Annotated in this window: 22 protein-coding genes and 1 pseudogene; 13 read left to right on the top strand and 10 right to left on the bottom strand. The window is 64.6% G+C overall.

Going from position 1 to position 23,503, the window contains the following annotated elements:
• Positions 1 to 11 precede the first annotated feature (11 nt).
• The 3 genes and pseudogenes from ASE48_RS14025 (at position 12) to ASE48_RS14015 (ending at position 3,313) form a co-directional block, all read left to right on the top strand.
• Positions 12 to 1,199, top strand: coding sequence for a sulfotransferase family protein (locus ASE48_RS14025; protein ID WP_057167687.1), 1,188 nt, complete (start codon positions 12 to 14; stop codon positions 1,197 to 1,199).
• 90 nt (positions 1,200 to 1,289) lie between these two features.
• On the top strand, positions 1,290 to 2,150 hold the full coding sequence (locus tag ASE48_RS14020; RefSeq protein ID WP_057167772.1) for an SDR family NAD(P)-dependent oxidoreductase: 861 nt from the start codon (positions 1,290 to 1,292) through the stop codon (positions 2,148 to 2,150).
• A gap of 7 nt (positions 2,151 to 2,157) precedes the next feature.
• Positions 2,158 to 3,313 (top strand): annotated as a pseudogene (locus tag ASE48_RS14015) (acyl-CoA dehydrogenase family protein).
• 63 nt (positions 3,314 to 3,376) lie between these two features.
• On the opposite strand, the gene ASE48_RS14010 reads toward ASE48_RS14015, so the two are convergent.
• Positions 3,377 to 4,021, bottom strand: a complete 645-nt coding sequence (locus ASE48_RS14010) for a TetR/AcrR family transcriptional regulator (protein ID WP_057167686.1) — start codon at positions 4,019 to 4,021, stop codon at positions 3,377 to 3,379.
• A 139-nt stretch (positions 4,022 to 4,160) separates the two neighbouring features.
• Between ASE48_RS14010 and ASE48_RS14005 the strand changes: the two genes are divergently transcribed.
• From ASE48_RS14005 to ASE48_RS13985, 5 genes are all read left to right on the top strand, one after another.
• Entirely contained in the window at positions 4,161 to 4,724 is a 564-nt protein-coding gene (locus ASE48_RS14005) for a nuclear transport factor 2 family protein (protein ID WP_057167685.1), read from the top strand.
• A gap of 32 nt (positions 4,725 to 4,756) precedes the next feature.
• A complete protein-coding gene (locus ASE48_RS14000; protein ID WP_057167684.1) occupies positions 4,757 to 6,238 on the top strand; it encodes an aldehyde dehydrogenase family protein in 1,482 nt (493 codons plus the stop codon).
• A gap of 122 nt (positions 6,239 to 6,360) precedes the next feature.
• Positions 6,361 to 7,029: a carboxymuconolactone decarboxylase family protein gene (locus tag ASE48_RS13995; protein WP_235571172.1), complete on the top strand. Its 669-nt coding sequence runs from the start codon at positions 6,361 to 6,363 to the stop codon at positions 7,027 to 7,029.
• A gap of 86 nt (positions 7,030 to 7,115) precedes the next feature.
• Positions 7,116 to 7,511: a MarR family transcriptional regulator gene (locus ASE48_RS13990; protein WP_162264226.1), complete on the top strand. Its 396-nt coding sequence runs from the start codon at positions 7,116 to 7,118 to the stop codon at positions 7,509 to 7,511.
• Between the two features lie 107 nt (positions 7,512 to 7,618).
• Complete coding sequence (locus ASE48_RS13985) at positions 7,619 to 9,508, top strand: Tat pathway signal sequence domain protein (RefSeq protein ID WP_156409190.1); 1,890 nt, start codon at positions 7,619 to 7,621, stop codon at positions 9,506 to 9,508.
• A gap of 143 nt (positions 9,509 to 9,651) precedes the next feature.
• On the opposite strand, the gene ASE48_RS13980 is transcribed toward ASE48_RS13985, so the two are convergent.
• Positions 9,652 to 10,374, bottom strand: coding sequence for a class I SAM-dependent methyltransferase (locus tag ASE48_RS13980; RefSeq protein WP_057167682.1), 723 nt, complete (start codon positions 10,372 to 10,374; stop codon positions 9,652 to 9,654).
• A gap of 75 nt (positions 10,375 to 10,449) precedes the next feature.
• Complete coding sequence (locus tag ASE48_RS13975) at positions 10,450 to 11,343, bottom strand: LysR family transcriptional regulator (RefSeq protein ID WP_057167681.1); 894 nt, start codon at positions 11,341 to 11,343, stop codon at positions 10,450 to 10,452.
• Positions 11,344 to 11,478: 135 nt separating this feature from the next.
• On the opposite strand from ASE48_RS13975, the gene ASE48_RS33805 reads away from it, so the two are divergent.
• From ASE48_RS33805 to ASE48_RS13960, 4 genes are all read left to right on the top strand, one after another.
• Positions 11,479 to 11,775 (top strand): PLD nuclease N-terminal domain-containing protein, encoded by a 297-nt coding sequence (locus ASE48_RS33805; RefSeq protein WP_082614170.1) that lies wholly within the window; start codon positions 11,479 to 11,481, stop codon positions 11,773 to 11,775.
• A 43-nt stretch (positions 11,776 to 11,818) separates the two neighbouring features.
• Complete coding sequence (locus ASE48_RS13970) at positions 11,819 to 12,067, top strand: cold-shock protein (RefSeq protein ID WP_057167680.1); 249 nt, start codon at positions 11,819 to 11,821, stop codon at positions 12,065 to 12,067.
• A gap of 34 nt (positions 12,068 to 12,101) precedes the next feature.
• A complete protein-coding gene (gene pip, locus ASE48_RS13965; RefSeq protein WP_057167679.1) occupies positions 12,102 to 13,091 on the top strand; it encodes a prolyl aminopeptidase in 990 nt (329 codons plus the stop codon).
• Positions 13,092 to 13,228: 137 nt separating this feature from the next.
• A complete protein-coding gene (locus tag ASE48_RS13960; RefSeq protein WP_156409189.1) occupies positions 13,229 to 14,887 on the top strand; it encodes a hypothetical protein in 1,659 nt (552 codons plus the stop codon).
• 27 nt (positions 14,888 to 14,914) lie between these two features.
• Here ASE48_RS13960 and ASE48_RS13955 read toward each other — a convergent pair whose 3' ends face one another.
• Positions 14,915 to 16,045 (bottom strand): PrpF domain-containing protein, encoded by a 1,131-nt coding sequence (locus tag ASE48_RS13955; RefSeq protein WP_057167769.1) that lies wholly within the window; start codon positions 16,043 to 16,045, stop codon positions 14,915 to 14,917.
• Between the two features lie 126 nt (positions 16,046 to 16,171).
• The gene (locus tag ASE48_RS13950) at positions 16,172 to 17,566 is read right to left on the bottom strand and encodes an SLC13 family permease (protein ID WP_057167677.1); all 1,395 of its coding nucleotides are present in this window, start codon (positions 17,564 to 17,566) and stop codon (positions 16,172 to 16,174) included.
• 204 nt (positions 17,567 to 17,770) lie between these two features.
• On the opposite strand from ASE48_RS13950, the gene ASE48_RS13945 reads away from it, so the two are divergent.
• Positions 17,771 to 18,691 (top strand): LysR family transcriptional regulator, encoded by a 921-nt coding sequence (locus tag ASE48_RS13945; protein ID WP_057167676.1) that lies wholly within the window; start codon positions 17,771 to 17,773, stop codon positions 18,689 to 18,691.
• Positions 18,692 to 18,758: 67 nt separating this feature from the next.
• Here ASE48_RS13945 and ASE48_RS13940 read toward each other — a convergent pair whose 3' ends face one another.
• The 5 genes from ASE48_RS13940 to ASE48_RS13920 form a co-directional block, all read right to left on the bottom strand.
• A complete protein-coding gene (locus tag ASE48_RS13940) occupies positions 18,759 to 19,547 on the bottom strand; it encodes an ATP-grasp fold amidoligase family protein (RefSeq protein ID WP_057167768.1) in 789 nt (262 codons plus the stop codon).
• 155 nt (positions 19,548 to 19,702) lie between these two features.
• Positions 19,703 to 20,380, bottom strand: a complete 678-nt coding sequence (locus ASE48_RS13935) for a hypothetical protein (RefSeq protein ID WP_057167767.1) — start codon at positions 20,378 to 20,380, stop codon at positions 19,703 to 19,705.
• A 26-nt stretch (positions 20,381 to 20,406) separates the two neighbouring features.
• Entirely contained in the window at positions 20,407 to 20,964 is a 558-nt protein-coding gene (locus ASE48_RS13930; protein WP_057167675.1) for a CsbD family protein, read from the bottom strand.
• A gap of 8 nt (positions 20,965 to 20,972) precedes the next feature.
• Positions 20,973 to 21,914 (bottom strand): manganese catalase family protein, encoded by a 942-nt coding sequence (locus tag ASE48_RS13925; RefSeq protein WP_057167674.1) that lies wholly within the window; start codon positions 21,912 to 21,914, stop codon positions 20,973 to 20,975.
• Between the two features lie 285 nt (positions 21,915 to 22,199).
• Positions 22,200 to 23,393 carry a YihY/virulence factor BrkB family protein gene (locus tag ASE48_RS13920; RefSeq protein WP_235571161.1) on the bottom strand — a complete coding sequence of 398 codons (1,194 nt, stop codon included), beginning with the start codon at positions 23,391 to 23,393 and terminating at the stop codon, positions 22,200 to 22,202.
• Positions 23,394 to 23,503 lie beyond the last annotated feature (110 nt).

Genomic DNA, 23,503 nt, shown 5'->3' with positions numbered 1-23,503 from the left:
AGGCAATACACATGAGTGAGTTCGACGATGTCGCGACTCCCGACGACCTGCTGAAGGTCGCCGCGCAACGTACTGGTCTGACCGACCTTGACTCCGACAGCTGGCGTGAGGGTCTGGCCCTGCTCCTCGATGAGGTCAACGGGTCCCCGGCGTTCACGGTCGCCGGCCGAGAGCACATGATGGGGTTGTTCGCAGACGCGCTTGGCCGCCGCCTGCAAGTGCACGACTACGTGAAGTCACACGAGTCGGTACTCGACGCGCCCGTCGAGAAGCCGCTCATCATCATCGGGATGCCGCGCACCGGTACGACAGTTATCAGCTGCCTGCTCGATCAGGACGCAGAGCGGCGGTCGCTGCTGCACTGGGAATGCATGAATCCCGTCCCGCCGGCGACACCTGAGACGCACCGGACCGATCCGCGATGCCTGGCGATGCTTGAGGAGCAGGCCTCGATTCTGAAGTTCGTGCAGGAAGCGAAAATGCCGCTCCCGCACTGGGAGGATGCCGACGGTCCCACGGAGGACATGTTCATCCACACCCAGGACTTCAAAGGTTTGGCATGGGACGCGTACATGCCCTCGTCGAGCTACTCGAAATGGCTGTTCGAAGAGGCAGACCTGACGAGCACGTACCGGTATCAACGCCGATACCTGCAGGTTCTGCAGTCGACGGTACCCGGCACCTGGAGCCTGAAGATGCCCTCGCACTCGGTGTACCTCGACACCCTGTTGAACGTGTTTCCGGACGCGCGCCTCATCTGGGCCCACCGTGATCCATACAAGGCCGCGGGATCGCTTGCAAATCTGCACATGCTGCCGAAGAGCACGGTGCAGCACGCCGATGTGATCGACCGTGAAGCCCTCGGCCGCAACGTCAAGGCGCAGATGAAGGAACACGTCGAGCGCCCGCTCCGAACCCGTGATCGGATCGGTGACGACCGGTTCTTCCACATGTACTACTCGGAGATGATGCGCGACCCGATGGGTGTCATGCGGCGCATCTACGATTGGGCCGGAGACGATTTCGCCGTGGATACCGAGAATCGCATGCGGTCGTGGCTGTCGAATCACCCGCAGACCAGATTCGGTCTGAACAACTACTCGCTCGACCAGTACGGGCTTTCTGTGGCTGAACTCAAGCCGGTGTTTGCCGAATACCTTTCGGAGTTCGACATCGAGCTTGAATCCAGCAACGCATAGCGTCTGGCCCTGCGGGAGCGCCACATTCGCGCACGGGCTGTTCAGACGTATGGGTACATGAATGTCAACGACGTACCACCGGGAGACAACATGTCTGACGACACCGTAGTAGCCGTAGTCACCGGTGCAAGCCGCGGAGCGGGGGCGGGTATCGCGACTGCCCTCGGCAGCCACGGCTGCACTGTCTATGTCACGGGCCGGACCACCGGCGATGGCGCGACGTCGTCGGGCACCATCGATGAGACGGCGGCGCGGGTGACCGAAGCGGGTGGGAAGGGAATCGCCGTGCGGGTCGATCACGCCGACGATGAACAGGTGAAAGCCCTGTTCGACCAAATCGGCGAGGAACACGGAAAACTTGACATCCTGGTCAACAACGCCGCGATCATCCGCGACGAGATGATGGGACGCACCAAGTTCTGGCAGGAACCGTTGAACGTGATCGACACCCTCGGCGTTGGCTTGCGCAGCAGCTACGTTGCGACGGTCTATGCCGCACCGCTGATGCTCGACCAGCCCAAAGGCTTGGTGGCGTTCACCTCATCCTCGGGCGGCACGCACTACGCCTTCGGCCCGGCGTACGGAGTGCCGAAGGCCGGCACCGACAAGATGGCCGCCGACATGGCCTACGACCTCCGTGAATTCGGTGTTGCCGCGGTGTCGATCTGGATGGGTTCCCTGCTCACTGACCGGGTGCGCGCCATCATCGCGAGCAAACCGGAGAAGTTCGGACACATCCTGGATACCGCCGAGACCCCGGAGTTGACCGGACACGTCATGTGGGCGCTCTACCAGGATCCCGAGCTGATGGCACTCAGTGGGCGGACGCTGATCGGTGCCGAACTGGCTGTCAAATACGGCATCGTGGACGAAGACGATCGTCAGCCACCCTCGTACCGCGACATGTTCGACGTCCACCCATATGTCCAATATCCGCACGTGATGCGGTGAGCCGCAGATGAAACTGAACTTCGCTCCTGATGTCGAGCATTTTCGTCGAGAGTTCACCGACTTCCTCAGTGCACATCAACCGGCCGAAGCTGAAGCCGCCTCAGAACGGTCGACTTCCAGTGCACACATACCGGATTGGGCGCGGCGCTGGCAGCGGACACTCTTCGATCACGGCTGGCTCCAGCCCGCATACCCACCGGAGTTCGGCGGCCGCAACGCGAGCGTGGTCCAGCAGTACGTCTATTTCGAATCAGACGTATAACCCTCAAGGTGTCGGCATCATCGCGGCCTCACTGATCCAATTCGGGACGCCAGAACAGCAGCGCCGGTGGGCTATTCCGATTCTGCGGGCAGAGATCACTGCAGCCCTGGGGATGAGTGAACCCGGTGCAGGCTCGGATCTGGCCTCGCTGCGAACCCGCGCCGAACTCGACGGTGATCACTTCGTGGTCAACGGTCAGAAAGTCTGGACCTCGGGCGCGCATGACGCCGCTGTTCTGTTCACCCTGGTGCGCACCGCCCCCGACGCTGCCAAGCATGCCGGGATCAGTGTGCTGGTGATCCCGACTGACCTCGACGGCGTGACCAGGCGTCCGTTCGCGTCTGCCTGCGGCCTCGACGATGTCGATTTCAACGAGGTGTTCTTCAGCGATGTCCGGGTGCCTGCAGAGAATCTTGTCGGGCAGCTCAACCAGGGCTGGAAAGTGGCGAACGGATCGCTCGGCCATGAACGAACACTGCTGTGGCTCAGCTACGCCGAACGGTTGGAGGAGTTCATCGAGGACTGGAAGCCGACGACCCCGCTGGATCGGGACGCCTACGCCACGCTGGTCATGGACAATTGGGCCCTGCGACTGCTGGGCTCGGCTGAATTGAGCCGTGCGAACCGAGGGGTCGGCAACCCTGCGTCGATGTCGGTGCTCAAACTCCTTGGTTCGGAGTCTATTCAGGCCGCTGCAGATGCCGCGCTCATGTCGTCCGGGCAGGCTGGATTGTGCGACCCGGAACAGACCGGTGCGTTCGCTCCGTTTCATCTGGATTGCTACACCAGCAGCTGGTTCTCGCGGTACCTACGCAGTTTCGGCGCCACCATAGCCGGCGGCACATCGGAGATTCAGCGCAACATCATCGCGCAGCGGGTTCTGGGTCTGCCGCGGAATTGACGCAGCCAAGCCGCCAAACACGTTGTCGCTACAGCAATATGGCCGTCGGATCGCGCGAACGAGTCAGCCGGCTGTCGGTGTTCGGCGCCGCGGCGCGGTCTTGCGCTTGCGGGTTGCGGTCTTCGGGGGTTCGACCGCGTCGATGAACCGCTCGAAGGCGGTGGTGACCTCGGAGTGCGCAGACTTCACGCCGATGTTCTCCTCCAAGTTGAGCAGTTTGGGCAGGCCCGACATCAGTAGTTGCAGGGCCGGAAGCGATAGGTCGCCGACGGGGCGGGCATCCTTGCCGTATTTGGCCACCAGCGCGGCGAGCTGTGCCTCACGCACGCTTTCGGTAACGGCGGCGATTTCACTGCGGATCGACTTGCGGTGATTGCCCAGTGCCATGAATTCGGTGATCAGCGCGCCCGTCGCCTCGTCCCAGCTGTACTCCCAGACGGCGCGAAGGGGGTCGTCTGCGCGTTTGGTCAACGCGTCGACCAGAAAGGTGAGGTTCCGTTCGGAGTACCGGCGGATCGCGGCGAGGAAGATGTCATCGAGGCTGGGAAAGTAGTACTGCACCAGGCTGGGGCTGATCTCGGCCTTGGTGGCGAGGGCACGGTAGGTGACGCTCGCATATCCCTCGTCCAACATCATTTTCTCGACCCAGTCGAGCAGCGTGTCCCTTGTCTTGGACGTTTCGGCGCCCACTCGCCGCGACGTTGCCATGGTCTCCTCGTTCCGTCGATTGTTCGTATTGTGACACCTCGAGACTGCTGTACAGTCGTACAGTGTCACTCGGGTGTTGCATCTGTCGCAGTTCGTCGGACATGTCATCGCCTTTCGGCCCGCGAGAAGTAGGAGAACAATGAGCACCGATTCCAGGCTGGAGGCACTCCAGCGAGACGTCCGTCATCTCATGGACCGCGCTGAGATCCTTGACTGCATCGCTCGGCACGCGCGCGGTCACGACCGCCATGACGTCGACCTCATCTCCTCCACCTACCACCCCGATGGAATCGACGAACACGGGCTTGCGATAAATCCCGGACCCGAGTACGGGGCATGGGCCAACGTCACCCACGCCGAAACATCGCGGGTTCACATGCACCACATCACCACGCACTCATGCGACGTCGATGGCGACACCGCGCACGCCGAGAGTTATGTGATCGTGGTGCTGATCGGTACGGATACGAAGTCCGCCCAGTTCATCAATGGTCGCTACATCGACCGCCTGGAGCGGCGCAATGGTCAGTGGCGTATCGCGCTGCGGCGATCGACCGTCGAGGGGATGTTCATCGCCGATGCGCGCGTCCTGCAGTCGCCGTTCTTCACCGAGAAGGGCTATTCGGTGGGGACCCGAGATCGCAGCGATCTTTCCTACGAGCGACCACTTTCCTTGGACACCCCCGTCCCGGCCCGCTGGTAATTGTTCCGTCCGACTCGAAGGAGACGACCCCTATGACCGACACCACCGAGGTGGGTGTGCTCGCGGGCGAGGAGCGGATGCTGATCAATGGTGAGCTGCAATGTGCAGCCGGCGGTGCTGTCTTCGATGTCGAACACCCGGCCAGTGGAGAGGTCGTCGGCTGGGCCGCCGATGGATCCACCGACGACATGCAACGCGCGGTCGGGGCTGCGGCTCGTGCTTTCGAGAAGACCGATTGGAGCCGCGACGCCGAATTCCGCCATCACTGCCTGATCCAGCTCGCCGACGCGCTGGAGCGTGACAAGGAACGGCTGCGCAGGGTGCTGGTGACCGAGGTCGGCTGCCCGATCAGTGTCACGGCCGCGCAGATCGAGGAACCCATCGCCGAGGTCAGACACTGGGCGGAGCACGGTCGGTCCTTCGACTACTGGGTCGACACCGGGATGCACGACACGCATCTCGGCCCTGCGCGGCGGAAGCTGCATTTCGAGCCGGTGGGTGTGGTCGGTGCGATCACCCCGTGGAACGTGCCGTTCTACCTCAACATCGCCGAGACGATCCCGCCGCTGATGGCGGGCAACACCGTGGTGCTCAAGCCCGCTCAGCTCACCCCCTGGTCGGGCAGCGAATTGGGTCGCATCGTGGCCGAGGAGACCGACATCCCTGCGGGAGTGTTCAACGTGGTGACTTCCAATGCCAACGAGGTCGGCGCCGCTCTGTCTGCGGACCCGCGGGTCGACATGATCACGTTCACCGGATCGACAGCCACTGGTCGGGCGATCTTGGCGGCCGCGGCGCCGACCGTCAAGAAGACGTTGCTCGAGCTCGGCGGCAAGTCCGCCCATATCGTGCTCGATGACGCCGAGTTCACTTCCGCATTGCCGCTGGCGGCCATGATGGCGTGCGTCATGTCGGGTCAGAGTTGTATCTTGCCCAGTCGTATCCTGTTGCCTCGCAGTCGATATGACGAAGGACTGGAGATCTTGGAGGCATCAATGGCAGGCTTCCCGGTGGGGGACCCCTGGACGCCGGGCATCATGCAAGGTCCGCAGATCAACGCGGCCCAGCGCGAGAAGGTACTCGGACTCATCCAGAGCGGGATCGACGCGGGCGCCCGGCTGCTCACCGGAGGCGGTGTGCCCGCGCATCTTCCGACCGGTTACTACACCGAGCCCAGGCTGCTGGCCGATGTCGACCCCGATAGCCGGATCGCGCAGGACGAGATCTTCGGGCCGGTCCTGACGGTGACCCCCTACGACAGCGACGACGAAGCGGTCGCCATCGCGAACAACACCATCTACGGTCTCTCGGGTGAGGTGTCCTCCGGTGATGTCGACCGTGCGCTCAACATCGCCGCGCGGATGCGCACCGGCAACGTCACCATCAACGGCAAGAGCCACTTCGGCATCACGAGTCCGTTCGGGGGCACCAGGCAGAGTGGGCTCGGCTACCGCAACGGCACCCACGGCTTCCAGGAGTACCTGGCTATCAAGACCATCGGTCTGCCGGACTGATGCCATGACCCACGACGGTGTCGGCTTCTGGGACGTGATCTCGACGGCTCCATCGATTCGACGGTTCAGCGTCGAGCCCGTCGATGATCAGACGCTCCACCGCTATCGCTGGGCTGCAGACAATGAACGTCGATCTACCGGCAGCTGTTCTGGGTGTGCCGAAAGACAAGAAAGGACGCAACACGATGGCACGTGTGACACCGATTCCGCTGGCAGACTTTTCGTCTGAAGCACGACGTGCTTTTGCGGGATTGGCGCCTTCCGACGCCCGATATCGACGACCCGACGCCACCGGTAGGCCCACCGGGGCGAACATCCTCGGCGTGCTGGCCCATCACCCAGACCTCGCGAAGGCCTACTGCACGTTCAATGGGCATCTGTTGATGAACACGACGCTGTCCGAGCGGCAGCGCGAGATGGTCATCCTGCGCGTCGGTGCTGTGCGGGAGTCCAGTTATGAATGGTCCCAGCATCTCAGTCTGGCGCAGGACGCCGGTCTGTCGGACGCCGAGATAGGTTGCGTCTCTTTCGGGCCCGAGGCGCCGATCTGGGAGGAGCTGGATTCTGTTGTGTTGAAGACAGTCGACGAACTGCTGCTCGACGGCGAGATCTCCGCTAAATCGTGGGAGCGGCTCGCTGCGCAGTTCACTACGCAGCAGATACTCGATCTGATCTTTACGGTGGGCAGTTACGACACGATGTCGAAGATGACGAAATCACTGAAGGTCGAGTTGGATTCGGATCTTGCCGATTTCGTGTCGGCCATCGTCCGTGGCGGCACGGCCTCCTAGGGCTGATCCGAGCGCCGGTGTGTGACAAACGCATCACAGCAGATGCATTTTTATCAATGTAATCTATGACGGTGGATCGTCAACGCATGCATCGTCTGGGAAAGGTGCTTGTCGCGTTGTCTCGCCAAGCTGATCTGCTCCCGCAGGACCGCGCGCGCACCACCGCAGCGGAGCGACTGGTACTCGGTGACGTAGTACTGTTCCCCCGCAGCACCATTCGCGAGGTTGTCGAGCGCACCGGGTTCACCCAGGGTTATGTGTCCAAGTGTGTCGCCGACCTGGTTGTGCAGGGGCTGCTGACCACGGCAACCGACGAGGTGGACCGTCGGCGGACGTTGGTATCGCCCAGTGCGGATTTGGCCGTTGCCGTTGATTTGCGGACAAAGTCCGTGCAGGACCTCATCGCTGAGCGCGTCGGCAGCTCACGCGAGGGCGAGCGTGTGCTGAACCTCCTCAACGAACTCGCGGAGCGCCTGCTGTGATCGCCCGATTGTGTGGAGGGCTGGTCCTTATGTCGATCGCGGCGGGCTGTTCGGCGCAGACGTCGAAGACATCGCAGGAATGCGCTACGCCAGAAGGGAGCTCCGCCATGTGGGTGGATGCGGATTGCGTAGACCCGGAGTTCGACGATCCGGTGGTCGACAACGACACCAGCGTCGCTGAACCTGTTCCTCACCGCCAGGTCTCGGGGCACTTCGAGAGTTCCGGGGTGCGATTCAACGTCTACCTGCCCCCGAACGATCTCTGGCAGGGCCGCTTCTTCCACACGGTGTACCCGCTCGCCAGCGAAAATGCCGACAGTAGGTCCATCGAGTTCGCCGCATCCAATGGTGGCTATGTGGTGCAGACCGACAGCAGTGCCGGATACCGCGCAGACGCCGCGGCGGCGAAGTTCGCCCGGACAGTCGCCTCTGACCATTACGGCACCTCCGGCAGGATCTACGGTTACATCACCGGCGGGAGCGGCGGGTCGTATCAGACGATCGCTGCGATGGAGAACTCCGATGGTGTTTGGGATGGCGGCGTGCCGTACATCGTGGGTGACCCCAGCTCAATTCCCAATAACTTCTTCGCCAGGGCGTTGGCCCGGTTGATCCTCGCCGACAAGGCTCCCCAGATTGCCGACGCGGTCGCGCCGGGTGGTAGCAGCACGCCGTTGATCGGCCTCGACGAGGCAGAAATGCAAGCGCTGCAAGAAGTGACGCATCTCGGACTGCCGATCCGAGCCTGGGAGGACAGCGTTTATCTGCTGGGCCAGCGGGCCCCCGATGCGCTGCTCGGCTTCACAGCGCAGGTCAGGCAAATGGATCCCACCTACGCCGACGATTTCTGGACACTGCCGGGGTATCTGGGCACCGAGCAATCTGCACTGGGTGACCGAGTTCGGATGGCGCGCATCGATGCACGGGTGCGAGTCGCGGCTGTCGAGCGGCAGAACGATGGTATTCGGTTGACAGTGGCCGGCCTGCCCAAGCAACGCTACGACGGTCTCATCGACGTCACGCCGACTGGACCTGGCGGGGAGAAGAACGAAGCGGTCACCTGCAGACTCGCGCCGGGCTCGAACGTCGTCGAGATCGCAAGTGCGCAGGAGCCTGGTGTGCTGTCGACACTGAGTCCCGGTGCCACGGTGGACGTCGACAACCGGTGGTATGTGGCTGCGGTGGGTTATCCCCGTCATCAGATACCGACACGGGCCGGATTCGAGGCTTACGATCAGTACCGCAACGACGACGGCACTCCGCGCTACCCGCAGCGGCCGGTACTTGCCGGAGAAGTGATTTCGGAGATGGTCAGCGAAGGCGGTAGCCACACCGGTGACATCCAGGGGAAGGTGATTGCGGTCAGCAATATCCTTGACGCCGATGCCTTCCCGCTGCACGGCGACTGGTATCGGCGCCAGGTGCATAAGGCGCTCGGCGACCGATCCGATGACAACTTTCGCCTGTGGTACTTCGACAATGCTGACCATCACGCGCAAGCACGCACACCGCGCCTGATCGATTTCACCGGAGTGCTTGAGACAGCGCTGCGTGACGTCGCGGCGTGGGTCGAGCGCGGCGAGACGCCCGCGAAATCGACCCGATACAAGGTCCACGGTGGGCAGGTCGAGCTACCAGCTTCGGCTGTTGAGCGCCGGGGAATTCAAGCGGCAGTGGCACTGTCGGCGAACGGCGGATCGAGCGCCGAGGTGCGGGTCGGACAGCCGGTGCGGCTGCACGGAGTGATCGACTTGCCAGCCGGATCGGGCGAGGTCACAGAGATTGCGTGGAACTCGACCGGCACTGACGAGTTCGTCGTTGACACCGTGGGCCCGAAAGCATCAACTGCGGTGCACACGGTGCACACGGTGCACTACGACAAACCGGGCATTTATTTTCCGGCACTGCGGGTGACCACTGCACGCGGTGGCGAATCGTCTGTCGGCGTGGCCGGCGTTCAAGCATTGGGTCGCAACAGAATCGTGGTGCGTGACTGAGGCGTTCCAGCCGCGGCAGCGCGCTCGGTCCACACGCGCGATTCGTCGACCAGTGTCTCAGCGACGTCGAAGACGAGCCCAGTAACCCTTCCGGCAGCCGCATGTTGTCCACGCCGGGACCATGTCGTGGGACGCGGTCTGGGTCATGAGGGTGCGTCCTTTCGCGGATCCGGTATCGCCCGAATGGCGAGAAATCCCGTGGGTTCGCGGTGCAGGCGGTCGTACTTGTCCCGGTCGATGGCGGCTGCCGTCGAAGCGGGACGCGGTTCGACCAGCCGCTCGATGAGGAACCCGGCTTGATGTAGCTCGTCGCAGGTCTGCTCGAGTGGCGAAAGCCAATAGCGCAGCTGCCATCCCCGGCTCCAGGTTTCGTCGATGACGCGTGGTCGGAAGTAGTTCCCGCCGTGTCGGAGCCAGTCACCGGTGGGGTGTAGCCGGGATAGCACGAGTGCACCGTCGGGGCGGAGAACGCGCCGGAACTCGCGTAGTGCGCCGAGCCTGTCATCGACATACTCCAACGCCAGCGCGAACAAAACGCGGTCGACGGTGCGGTCGGCGAGCCAGTCGAGGGGATAGGCAAGGTCGTGGATCCTGAAAGTGCCTGTGGGTACTCGTTGCTGCGCCAGCTCGACCATGCGCGGACTCTGATCGAACCCGATCACCTGCGCGCCCCGGACCGTCAACTCGTCAGCGTAGAGCCCGGGTCCACACGCCGCGTCCAGGATCGTCGTGCCTTCGACGTCGCCGAGTAGACCCAGGCATGCGGGACGGTCGTAGTGCGCGTTGAACAGGCCGGCCTGCGCATGGGTGAGGTATTCATCGGCGAAGACGTCGTACTGTGGATGGTTTCCCACGGCTTCGTTCATCACGTCATTATCGGACAGGCTTACCTGCCATTGGCGCACCAACGGCGGGCGTGGTTCCTGAATTCCTGAGTCCTGTCAGTCCGACGACCTGCTGGCAACGCGGGTCAAGATGTCGATGACGGCGGCGATGGCGGGGCGTTGGGCGGTTCCGGTGCGGGTGATCGCGTCGATGCGGCGCGCCACGTTGATGCCCTCGACGGGTTTGCGGATGAGCTCACGAACCGTGGGTGCGTAGCGGGGGAGCAGCGCGATGCCGACCCCCGAGAGCACGAGTTCTTCGACGACGCGAAAGTCATTGATGCGTTGAATGATCCGTGGCTGCACTCCCGAGATGGTGGCGAGTGAGCGCATCACGTCGTCGACCATGCGCCCGATTTCCACGCTGATCCAGGAGCAGTGCGCTAGCTCGTGCAAGGCGATGGAGTCGTTGGCGGCCAGATGGTGATCCGGCCGCAGAAGTAGGTCCAGCGGTTCGCGCAGCAGAAAGGTCGAGTTGTATCTGGGACCCCACGTTGTGGTGTCGCGTTCGTCGCGGTCGATGACAACGACATCGTGCTCGGCGAGAAGTTCGGGTGTTCGGGCCGCGGAGTGGTCGATATCGCGGGCGATCACCTCTACTCCGATTTCGGAGGTCTCGGCGATGAGGCCCGGGAGGAGCATCGCCGCTGCCGAGGGAACTATCGCCACCCGCACGGCGCCACGCGGGGTGGTACGAAAGCCCTCCATTTCGGCGGTCGCGCGGTCCAGTGCGGCAAGAACCTCATCGGCGCGCGCCACGAGTGCCCTACCTGCTTCGGTGAGACGCACGCGCCGGCCGTGGGGTTCGAGCAGCTGCACGCCCGCCTCGCGCTGAAGCCGCTTGAGCTGCTGGGAAACCGCCGACGTCGTCAAGGACAACGCCTCGGCCGTGGCGTGCACGGTGCCGTGTTCGGCGAAGTTGCGAAGCAGGCGCAGGCGTTCCACATCCATGAAGTGAACTCTAAACAATCAATCAATAATGTGTTGCTTGTCTGAACGGTGCTGGCGAGGCCATGCTGGGCGGGGACGTCGAAGCGATCGCCACGGCGAGACCGGCGCCGCGTCACCCCGAAGGAGGGTCGTGTCATGGACGTTGTTGTGGTGAGCGCCGGGGCGCTGCTGTGGGTGTGGGCGATTGGCGATGTGCTGGCCATTGACGACCAACATCTGCAGCACGGTGAGAAAGGGGCGTGGGTGGCGATAGTCATCCTGCTACCCGCAGCTGGTGCACTGGCCTGGCTGCTGGTCGGACGGCGTGCGACGCAGGCGCGAACGATTGGGGACAGGCCCCCTGCCCTCGATGGCTGCCCATCTGTGTCTCGCGCGAGACTTCGGGGCTGGGGCCACAACCTGGGCGGTTCCCGATCACCGCTGCAGGGGTGAAAAAGAACGCGAGAACTTGCAGCAAATGGCTTACCGTCGGATCATGGCGACCACCGGCACCGTGCGTTTCTGGAACCCCGAGGAAGGTTGGGGCGTCATCGATTCGCCCGAAACCCCCAGCGGTTGTTGGGCACATTTCACCCACATTCAGGCCGATGCCGTCACCGCTGCTCGCGGGTACCGCAATGTCGATGATGGTCAGTCGGTTGAGTTCACCTGGGAGAAGGTCCCGCAGGACGGTTATGAGTTCCGTGTCATCGGGGTGTGGCCCGCCGTGGACACCCTGCAGTAGTCACTGAGCTACGTGCCGCGCTGAGGGGGTGCACATGGTCGGGGAGGGGCCGCGCAGTCACGGACTGCTCGACGTCGGCGACGGCAACCGGATGTATTGGGAGTGCCGGGGCAATCCAGCGGGCCGGTCGGTGTTGCTGGTGCACGGCGGACCCGGTAGCGGCCGGTCCCGTACTGCCCATAAGGCGTTTGACCACAACGTCTTTCAGGTCGTGTCGTTCGATCAACGCGGGTGCGGAGACAGCGTTCCCGGCGCGGCGGACCCAGGTTCGGACATGTCGGTCAATACCACCGAGCACCTCCTGGCCGATATGGAAGCGCTACGCCGGTACCTCGGTGTGCAGCGGTGGCTGCTACACGGTGGGTCATGGGCTTCCACATTGATCCTTGCCTACGCGCAACGCCACCCCCAGCATGTGGAAGGAATCATTCTGATCGGGGTCACGATGACCAGGCCACGTGAGATCGACTGGCTCTACCACGGTCTCCGTCTGTTCTTGCCCGAGCAGTGGGAGCGCTTCCGCGATGGGCTCCCCGAATCGCTGCGCGACGGCAACCTCGTCGAGGGCTACCGGCAACTCATGAACGATCCGGACCCCGACGTTCGCGCGAACGCTGCACGTGACTGGTGCGCCTGGGAAGACGCGGCGATCGCCCACGAAAGTCAAGGCAGCCCAGGCCAGTACAGCGCCAAGGTCGATGAGCAGCGGCTGGCGTTCGTGCGGATCTGCACCCACTACTTCGCCCACCACGCATGGCTGCAAGACGACGAACTGCTGCGCGGCGCCCACCGGCTCGCCGACATCCCCGGGATCCTCATCCACGGCCGCCTGGACGTTTCCGCACCGCTACTGACCGCATGGGAACTCGCCCAAGCCTGGCCCGTGGCGGACCTCGTCGTTGTGGAGGACTCCGGGCATACCGGCAGCCCGTCGATGCGGGCTGCGGTTGCCGACGCGATCTCGCGGTTCACCGACGGTGACCTGGCCGAACGCTGCCGGCAGCGCGGTGACACCCAGGCCTAGCTGAGGGTGTCGCGCATCTCGTGTCCGAGTGAGAACGCGGTGGATGCATTACAGCCCAAAACGGCACGTGAATCCTCAAGCCATGGTTAGCATCCAGGGAAGTGGGGTTTACACCACTTTCGCAAAGTGTTGGGGGCATGGTGGAACGGCTAACCGCGTGGGTCAGTGCTGGGCTTCTATCGGGAGGGGTCACCGCCGCGGTGTTCGCGGGCGCCGGTACTGCTGTGGCAGACGATGCGACGCCGGGACCGCAGAGCGGTTCGGCCACCAGTCCCGCGCAGAGCCCGACAACAGGCACGCTCGACGGACCCCGACCCGATACCGGCCCGGACCGCTCGCCCAGTGCGGCACCCGACAACGACCCTGAACCGGCCGTCGGCGGCCCCGCGGCCGAAGCTCCCGAAACCGATTCGCCGGCAGACAGTCTGATCGACACCCCCAAGAAAAAGAAGAAGAACCTGACCGCCAGGACCGCCGCGGTGACGGTGCCACGGGCGCACATCTCGCCGGTGACCTCCGCGGCACCCAGGCAGGCCCTCGCCGTCGTCGCGCAGTCCGAGCCCGCCGTGCGCACTCTCACCGTGTCGACACCGGCGCTGACCGATATCGGCTCCGGTGGCGCGCCCGCCGCCCGCATCTCCTCGCAGCCGACCGTGTCGCTGGCTGTGGCCGCGCCAGAGGCGGCGGCGCCGGTGCAGGCCGCCGCCCCGCGCACCCCCTCACTGCTGGGCTGGGTCCGTAACGTGGCCACCTCGTTGGTCAACCGAATCGGGTCGGTGGCCATCAACACCATTCAGGCACTGGAGGCACTGGTCACCGGCCCGCCGTCGCTGCCGGCGAACAGCACCGTGACGGTCCGCAACTCGACCATCCTGCTGTCCAACGGGCAGCGGCTGAAGGCGAACTGGTACTACCCCGAGGGGGATGTGGTGCCGGACAAGCTGATCGTCCTGCAGCACGGGTTGCTGGCGCTGGGCCCGATGTACAGCCACACCGCGGCTGACCTCGCCGCGTCGACCGGCAGCATCGTCGTCACCCCGTCGATCCCGTCGAACGTGTTCGCCGGCGATGACCACTGGCTCGGCGGTGAAGGGATGGCCAAGGCCATCGCCGATCTGTTCGTCGGCGAGCGGACGGCACTGACCGACAGTGCCCGCGCCGCCGGCTTCGCGGCCCGCTACGGCCTGGACCCGGCCACCGCGGAGTTGCCCGAGAAGTTCGGGCTCGCCGGGCATTCGCTTGGTGGCCAGCTGGTTTCCGCGGCCGCGGGCTATCTGGTGGACAACGGTGCCGTCGAGGACCTGGTCGGCGTCATCACGCTGGACGGGGTCCCGACCGGCACCACGATGGTCGTCACGCTCGGCAAGCTGGCGGCCTACGAGGAGGCCACCGGCCGCTTCATCCCGATCCGCGAGATCGGTGCGCCGTCGAACTTCTTGAACTCGTCGAGCAACGTCAAGGAGGCGCTCAACGAGGCGCGGCCGGGCCGGTTCAACGGGGTGGTGCTCAAGGGCGGTGTGCACATGGATTCCATGCGGGGCGGCAACCCGATCATCCAGTTCGCCGCCTACATCGCCGCGGGTTTCCCGAAGTCGTACAACCAGGCGGCCGTGGCGGTGTTGACCACGACCTGGTTCACGGAGTGGTTCGCCGGCGACACCGACAACGGCGACGATCTGGTCCCGGGATCCACCTTGCCCATCGCGACGACCAAGGGGACGGCCCAGGGCGTGGTGATCGGCCGCACGGCGGTCTCGGCAGCGCCGGCAGACAGGTTTATCACCATCGCTGTGTGACAGTTGTCCTGTTAGGGGAAGCGGCGTTCAGCTTGCCTTGGCCACCGTCGCCGGCGCGGCAACGAAGAGCTCGGCGACCGCGATGCGGCGCGCGGCGCGATGCAAGGTCACCGAGGTCAGGGCGCGGCTCGCTGCAGTCCGGAGGTTCACCTGCAGGACGCCTGCGGGCGTGCCGAGCCGAAGTACGCCGGGCCCCGGTGTCCGCATGACGTCACTGACGACGCTGCCGGCAATGGTGGAGGCGGCGGCGACCGCAACCGCGGAGGTCAGTCCGATGGCGGGATGGGGAGCCAGCATCGAGAGCATCCGCACCGAGATGTCGTACTCGTCGGCCCTGATGAGCTGGCCGGTGGTGGTGCGGTAGTCCAGCGGCGCTCCCACGATGCCGACTTTGGGTATGGCGTGGCTGATCGGATCGGCGGGCTTGCTCAGACCCATCCGCAACGACGACTGCTGCCGCAGGGTGATAAGCAGTGGCAGATGTTCAGAGATCGCCTGGTTGTCTTCGGCGCCGGTGAGTCCGAGATCGGCGGCGTTGAACAGCGCAGCCGGCGCACCGGCGACGACCATGGTGGCCGCGTAGGTCCTTCCCGCCGCGACGACGTCATCGCTGGCGTTTCCGGTCGGCAGCAGCGCGGTGGCGGTTCGGTCCAGACCGGTGAACGTCAGTCCCACGGGCACCCCCAGTGCGCTGGTGCCAGGTACCGCCGCGTTGCCCTCAGTGGGGATCGTTCCACCGGGGGTGGCGATTTCGGTGTGCAGCACTGCGCCGGTGTTCTGGTTGCGCATCCGCACCACCGTCACCGAATCGTCGACCGCGACAAGTCCGGTCTGCAGTGCGTACAGGCCGATGGCGGTGGCGCAGTTGCCGCAGTTGCTGCCCCACTCGACTCGCCGGTCGCCGATCGCGACCTGTGCAAAGAGGTAGTCGATGTCGATGCCGGCCACGTTGGAGCGCCGAACGATTGCCGCCTTGGACGTGGTGGAACTTCCGCCGCCGACGCCGTCGAGTTGTCGTGGGTCGCCGGACCCGAAGGCGGATGTCAGCAGCGCGTCGAGGCTGCCGGCATCGGTGAGCAGTGGGTCGACGTCCACACCGTTGAACAGCCAGCACTTGCTGGTTCCACCTCGCATCCAGGTGGCACGGAGGGTGATCATCATCGGTCGGCCTTTCCGCACAGTGGTGAACGGTTCGGACTCCACTGTGGTCGCAAGAGGTATGAAGGACAATCACGAATAAAGTGACTGTTGTGTACTTTTACTAAAGTCGCGCGGGACGTCTGGTCAGAGCGCTGCGGGGATGACCACCAGGGTCAGCCAACACAGTGCGGGTGCGAGCGCTACGACGATGCCTGCGTTGACCAGCAGCTGGCGGTAGAAGCGGGGCCGCTCGATGCCCTGGGAGTTGGCCAGCACCAGCGCGCCGTTGGTGGAGAAGGGCGACACATCGACCACCGTGGCGGAAATCGCCAGGGCGGCAACCACTCCGACCACCGGCAGCGCTCCGGTCTGCAGCAGCGGCAGGGCCATCGGGATGACGGCGGTCAGCAATGCCGTGGAGGAGGCGAAAGCCGAGGTCACGCCGATGACGTAGCAGAGCACGACCGCGACCAGCAGCGGTGCGCCGATCGTGATGGCCATCTTTGCGAGGTGATCGATGGTGCCGATCTCTTGGAGCACGGAGATGTAGGTGACCATGCCGGCGACCAGCAGTACCGTCGACCAACTGATGCCGGCGATGGCTTCGTTCTGCTTGGACAGGTCGGTGAAGGCCAGTACCGCGCCGGCGGCGATGGCGATGAAGCTGATCGGAAGGTGGAACACCAGCACCAGGACCAGCACGATGCCGATCAGCGCCAAGGTGAGTTTCTGCACCCAGGTGACCGGGGCGGGCGCCGCGTCCATGAGGACATCAGCGGTGACCGGGCGGGTGAGCAAGGCGGTGCCGCCTCCGGCGCCCGTGGTGGTGGGGGACGTCGGGTACGTGGTTGCGGTCGGGGCGGCACCGGCTGACCAGATGTCGTCGCGAGGGGCGGGCTTGGTGGAACCGGTGGCGCTGAACTCGAGGCCGCGGATGCGGGCCAGAGTGGCGTATCCGACGACGGTGAGCACCGAAAGCAGCAGGTTGATGCCGTAGCTGGCGAAGAACAGTGTCCAGGGGTTGAGGCTCAGTCCGCTGGACTCCACGATGTCGAAAACCAGGACGCCGGAGACCGAGATGGGGGAGAAGGCGCCGGCGTGTGCGCCGTTGATCACCATGATGCCCATGACCAGTGGACTCATTTTGGTCCGAGCGGCGAAGGACATGGCGGCGGGGGAGATCAGTGCGACCGCGGCGGGGCTGAAAGTGCCGAGTGCGGTGAGTACTGAGGCGCAGAAGAAGAAGACCCACGGCACCACCGAGACGCGACCGCGCACGCCCCGGATGCAGGCGTTCACCAGCAGATCGATCGTGCCGTTCTTTTTCGCCATGCCGAAGAAGTAGGTGACGCCGACGATGGTCAGCACGATCGAACTGGGGAACGCGGTCAGAATTTCCTTGTCATCGAAGCCGAGCATGAAGTATCCGACGGCGAACGCGCCGATGAAGCCCAGAATTCCGATGTTGATCGGGAAAAAGGTGGCGATGACGAACATCGCCACCAGCGCGATCAGTGGTAATACTTCGACAGAGGTCATGGTGCTCTCTCAGTTTCCGAGAAGGTGGCGCATCGTTGCGAAGCCGCGACCGGTTCCGCTGGCTCGCGCAAACCGAAAGCATCCGGTGTCACACCCTTCGATGATCATTACCCAGATCACATTAGGAAGGGTTTGACTTAACGACAATGTCGAGTTAGTGCAGTATGCTTAACTTCTGCTTAAGTCGATGATTCGGGGGCGAGATTGCTCGACACCAACCGGATGTTCACGCTGCGCGAGGTTGCAGCCCACGGGACGATCACGGCGGCGGCCGAGGCCCTCGGCTACACGACCTCGGCCGTGTCCCAACAGATCGCGAAGCTGGAGAAGGAGGCGGGGCAGCCCCTGCTGGAGCGTCACGCCCGGGGGATCGTGCTGACCGAAGCGGGACGCGCTGTGGTCAGGCACACCGAGCGGATACTCATCGAGTTGGATGCAGCGGATGCCGAACTCGCCGAGATCCGCGGATTGCGAGCCGGCGTGCTGGCCATCGGTACCTTTCCGACAGCGGGGTCCTCGCTGCTGCCCTTGGTGATCAAGGAGTTCAAGACACGACACCCAGGGGTGGACCTCACGGTCCTCAGTGGGCGATTCGCCCGATTGATCGACGCGTTGCGTCGCCGCGAGACCGAGTTGTCACTGCTGTGGGACTACGAATGGAACCGCATCGATGACCCCACGCTGACCTATCACCACCTGATGAACGACCCGACCATGCTGCTGGTGTCCGAGCGGCACCGTCTGGCTGACCGGGACTCGATCAGCATCAGTGAACTACGCGACGAGGCCTGGGTGGTTCGGGCCGATGACCATCCGGTCGCACAGACTCTGGAGAAGCTGTGCCAGCAAGGGGGATTCACGCCACGCACCAGTGTGTTTGCCCATGACTACGGCGAGGTGCAGGCCATGGTCGCCGTCGAGTTGGGAGTGGCGATCGCGCCCCGGCTGGCCGTGCTGAACCCGCGGCCCGATGTGCGGACGATCCGGCTGGCGACCCGACCACCGCAGCGACGGATCCTCATCGCTCATCTGGCCGAGCGCCGGCTGAGCCCGGCCGCCCACGAGGCCATAGCGGTCAGCGCGGCGGCGGCACGCAAACTCGAGGAAGGCTTCGGCGACAGGTGATTTCGCCGCCGAACGCGGGCGGCGAGCGGGTGGCCCACCGCAGCATCGTGCCTGCGGCGGCCCGCGGTCACCGATAGCGGCGCGGCACGGTCCAGTGACTGCCGAATTCTTCGTTGAAGTATTCGGGATCAAATGGGCTGTCACCGCCGGCGGGGAAGCTGGTCAGCTCTCCGAAGACGACACGGCCGTCGATGCAGTAGAGGTCCACTCGGACGAAGTCGGTGTCCGCACCCAGGCGTTGCGCGACGTCGATCATCTCGGCTAGCGCAGCGGGCTTCTCCGGGCGAGGGCAGGCCCATGGCGGCCCGCCGCTGAGCGGTACATGTTGCCAATCGGGCCGGAAGAAATCCTGGGTTCGGTGGCCGAAGCGGTCGGCGTCGACCTGTATGTAGGCGCATCGCCCATGGAAGACGAACAACTTGTAATCCGCCGGAATCGTGCCGTCAGGCGCCGAGAGCAGCTCCTCGACGAGGACCCGCCGCGGTACCCGCCCGTAGACCCATTCGCGGTTCGGTCCCTGCCCGTAGAGCTGGCCGAGCCAGCCTTGCGCGATCTGGACGACATCGGCTCGAGGGGCGAACTCGGGTCGCACGTGCTGATAGCTCCAGCCGTCGGGCCCCGAGCGAAGCCGTGCGGTAGCCGACGCGTGGTCGGAGACGACGATCACCGCTCCGCTACCGTGGGTCGGCTTGACCACGTAGCCATCCGGCAAGGCGAGGTCGAACAAGGCCGACGGGTCATCGACGATCGCGAGCGCGCGCGGAAGATATTGCCGCCCAATCACTCTCGCGACGTAATCGCGGACCGCCGCCTTGTCGGCGAATGTGACGACAAGGCGGCGGTGATCGCGCAGCATCTTGTACTGCACCTTTTCGCGGAATGTTCGAGGATTACGCGTCCGCCATAGACGCGCCTGACGCACGACACAGCTGCGTTCCCGCCAGCGGACATCCGCAGATCTCACAGAGAGAGGTTACGACGCTCGACCAACCGCAAACCCCCGAACGGTCCTCAGGAGCTACCGGCTCGCTGGGCCTGGCGCTTCGTCTTCTCCGCGTCGGCGAGTTCTTCGAGGCGGTCGGCCTGTTCACGCTTGTCAGCTGCTCGGTTGCGCTGTGCCTGGGCATCGTCCAACGTCGCCTTCGCCGATGAGACCACCTTGTCCTCGGCCGCGCGGACCCTGTTCTGGTCGTTGCGCTTGGCTGTCTCGACCGCTGCGACCTTCCGCGCGGCGTCGTTGTCGGCCCGCTTCTTCGCGGCCGCGGTGCGCGACTGCACTTCTTCGGTCGCGGCGCGTTTGCGTTCGTCTGCGGTGCGCTGCGCCTCGCTGACCTTCTGCTCCCGTCGGGCGCGGGCATCGTTCTGCTCTTCGATCGTCTGTTCGCGTTCGGCCTCCAGTGTGGCGTCGGCCTGTTGTTTGGTCTGGGCGGCCTGCTCGTCGAGTACAGCGGCACGGGCCAATTCAGCGCTGCGCTCGGCAAGCGCGTCCCCCCGTGCCGCCAGTTCCGGGTCGCGAAGGACGCGGCCCACGGTGGAATCCAACTGGCCTAGGACACGCTCGTACAGCAGACGGGACGGGGCCTCGGCATCGAGGTTGCCGAACACCCGGTCGTGCACGAGCTGTAGCGGATAGCGGGCAATCTGATACTGGAACCGCCCGAACGCGAACGGGACTGCGGTGATCTGCATGGTCATCTCCTGTGAGGTTGGGGTGCTCAGGCCAAGTCGGCTTCGGCGGAGAGCCGGGCCGCCCGCTGGCGCGCGCGCTCGGCTTCGTCCTGCACGTCGGACGCGTGGGCTACCTCTGAGCGGTGCTCGTCGATGGCGTCGGCGAGATCGTCGGCGGCATCTTCGATGTCCTCGCGGGCTTGCACTTTCGCGTGCTGCACGTTGTTCAACGCCTCCGCGGAAGCGCGGCGGTTCTGCTCGGCCAGTTCACGTTGTGCGGCTTGGTCGGCTGCGTGCTTTTCCGCGTCTTGTCGGGCCTGGATGTCGTCCTCGGCTGCGGCGGCCTCGCCGGCGACAGCCGCCCGCGCGGCACCGCCGAGATTCCTGGCCTCCGCTGCCGCACGCTGCGCCTCCTTGGCCTCGGCATCGGCCACGGCCTCCGCGCTGTTGGCCTCTTTGCGTTCCGCGGCCTGGGTCTGCTCGAGCTGGCCCTCGGCGGTCAGCGAATCGTTGCCGGTGACCGCGCCGATCACTTCTTTGGCCTTGCCCTTCACCGAATCGATCAACCCTTTGCGGGCCTGGTCGGCCTTGCTGTGGTCAGTCATCAGCGTCCTTACTTGGTCTCGTCGTTGTTCATGGCGATCTCGACCTCGGCGGTGGCCTGGATCAACGCCAGCAGTTCCTTGTCCAGCCCGGGCGAGAACTCCTCGCGCCGTTCCGGGGCGATGGTGATCGGCACCCCTTCGGGCATCACCGCAGTGCTCAGTTCGGTGCCGTCGTTCGACGGCGACGCGCCGCGGTACAGCTTGGCGGCCTGACTCTTGTCGTCGGCGCTGAAGGTGAACTGGACGCTCTGCAGTCCCATGTCCAGCAGCCGCTTGACCTCGGGGAACTGCTCGGCATTGGTTTTCGGGATGGGCAGTGCCGCACCCCAATTGACGCCGAGGCTCTCCAGTGCCTTGGCGAACGCATTCTCGTGGGCCTGATCGCGCACGATCAGGTAGGCCAGGGTCGAGCGTGCGGTCTTGTTGTCGGTCATCTGGTACAGACGACATTTCTGCAGTCGGCCGGTCGACTCGAGCATCAAGTTGTACAGGAGATCGAGAACCAGGTTGCCGCTGTTGTACACGTAGGAACCCAGCCACGGATTTCCCGCCGCATCGACGGGCAGGGCGCCCTGGGCGCCGACCAGATAGTGGTGAATGTTACTGGTGTCCAACGCAATTTTCAGTGGCGTCGCGCCGCCGGCACCGGGCTCGTCGACCGGGTCGGTCTTCTTGCCTTTGTACTCCGGTGAGCCGTCCAGCAGCCGGGCGATGGTGGTCCCGATGAGTTCGACATGGCTGATCTCTTCGGTGCCGACACCTTGAAGCAGATCCTTGTAGGGCTTGGACGCGGGATCGCCGCGGAAGTTCATGCTCTGGAACAGATACTGCATCATGGTGCGCATCTCGCCGAACTGGCCACCGAGGCCCTCCTGCAGCGCATTGGCTGCGGCGGGATCGGGCTCGTCGACGGCGATTTCGTTGATGAGCTGCTCAGTGTGCAGGTACATAGGAAGATTCCTAATCTTTGAGGTGGCACCGCGGCGGGTCACGACGGGGTGTGGTTTTCCGGCAACGTCTCACCCGATGCAAGTGGCTGCGATGGAGGCGCTCGCCAGCGATAGGCGGCTGCGCCGTCACGACGAGCCGCTGAGCGAGACATGGACGTAGTAGAGGTCGATCGCGGAGGCAGTTTCTGGACCTTCACGCGAATTGTGAATCCCTGGGCGCGACCGTTGTGTTCGGACGCACCAGCCCGGGACTCTTGTGATACCCCGTCGCGGCGGGGCCAAACACTAGCTGCCGTGTTGCCCACGCGATTCGCGCAGCCGGCGGCCCTGCTGGACGTCGGCTTCCTCTTTGACCCGGTTCTTCTCGGCGACCCGGTTGTCGCGGGCCGGAAGTTGCAGGTCGCGTTCGGCGGCGATGCCGGCTTGGAGTTGGCGGCCCCGTTCGAGCTCGGCGTCCAGCTCCGCTCCGAAGAGTAGGGCCAGGTTGGTGATCCAGAGCCACAGCAGGAACACGATCACCCCGGCGAGCGCGCCGTAGGTCTTGTTGTAGCTGCCGAAGTTGCTGACGTAGAAACCGAACCCGACTGACGCGATGACCCAGAGCACGATCGCGGCGGCGGCGCCGACGCTGATCCACCGGAATTTCGGTTGTTGCACATTGGGGGCGGCGTAGTAGAGGACGGCGACTGCACCGGTGACCAGGATCAGCACGAGCGGGAACCGTGCCACATTCCAGATCGATTGGGCGGTGGAGCCGAGACCAATCGCGTCTCCGAGGGCGGCCGCGATGGGACCGCTGACCGCGAGCAGAAATGCGACCGCCGCGGCGGCGATCAGACCGGTGAAGGTCAGGAGCAGTTGGATCGGCCGCAGCTTCCACACGGGGCGGCCTTCGTCGACCTCGTAGACGCGGTTCATCGCGCGGCCGAAGGCGCCGATGTAACCCGAGGCCGACCACAGCGCGCCGGCAACACCGACCACCAAGGCGATGCCTGCCGAGGGCGCCTCCACCAGCTGCTGAATGGGAGCGCGCAGCGTATCCACCGCCGACGAGGGGCCCAGGTCCTCGACGATCTGCAGTACTGCTTCGGTGGTGCGCCTGCCTTGCCCGAACACACCCAGCAGCGACACCATCACGACCAGCGCGGGGAACAACGAGAGCACGGCGTAGTAGGTCAGTGCCGCAGCCAGATCCGTGCATTGATCGGAGCTGAACTCGCGCGCCGTTTTGCGCAGCACATACATCACCGACGGCTTGCTCAGATCGGACGGCGAGTCCGGTTTCGACGGGTCGTCGGGATCGGGGGCGTTCTCCGGGTCCGGGTGGGACGCGCTGGAATCACCCACGGCGACAAAGTTCTCCGTCTGCGCACCGAATGTCGCAGCTGGAGCTGCCGGGAGCGAAGCGGCGCCGGCGGTCCGCCTACCGACGAGGACACCGGCCAGCAGCCCTCCGATCATGGCGATAAGCCACTTCATCGCAGCGTCCTCTCTGCGGTCCCCGGCAAGGTGGAGTCCCGTGGGCAGGGAACCGCGTGCCCCAGACCGCTGGCATGCCCGTGCGCGAGTGGGTCGAAACCGAACAGGTA

This window comes from Mycobacterium sp. Root265, from assembly GCF_001428895.1.
GTDB lineage: Bacteria > Actinomycetota > Actinomycetes > Mycobacteriales > Mycobacteriaceae > Mycobacterium.
The sequence above is the reverse complement of the archived record's forward strand: the minus strand, read 5'-3'. Positions and strand labels throughout refer to the sequence as shown.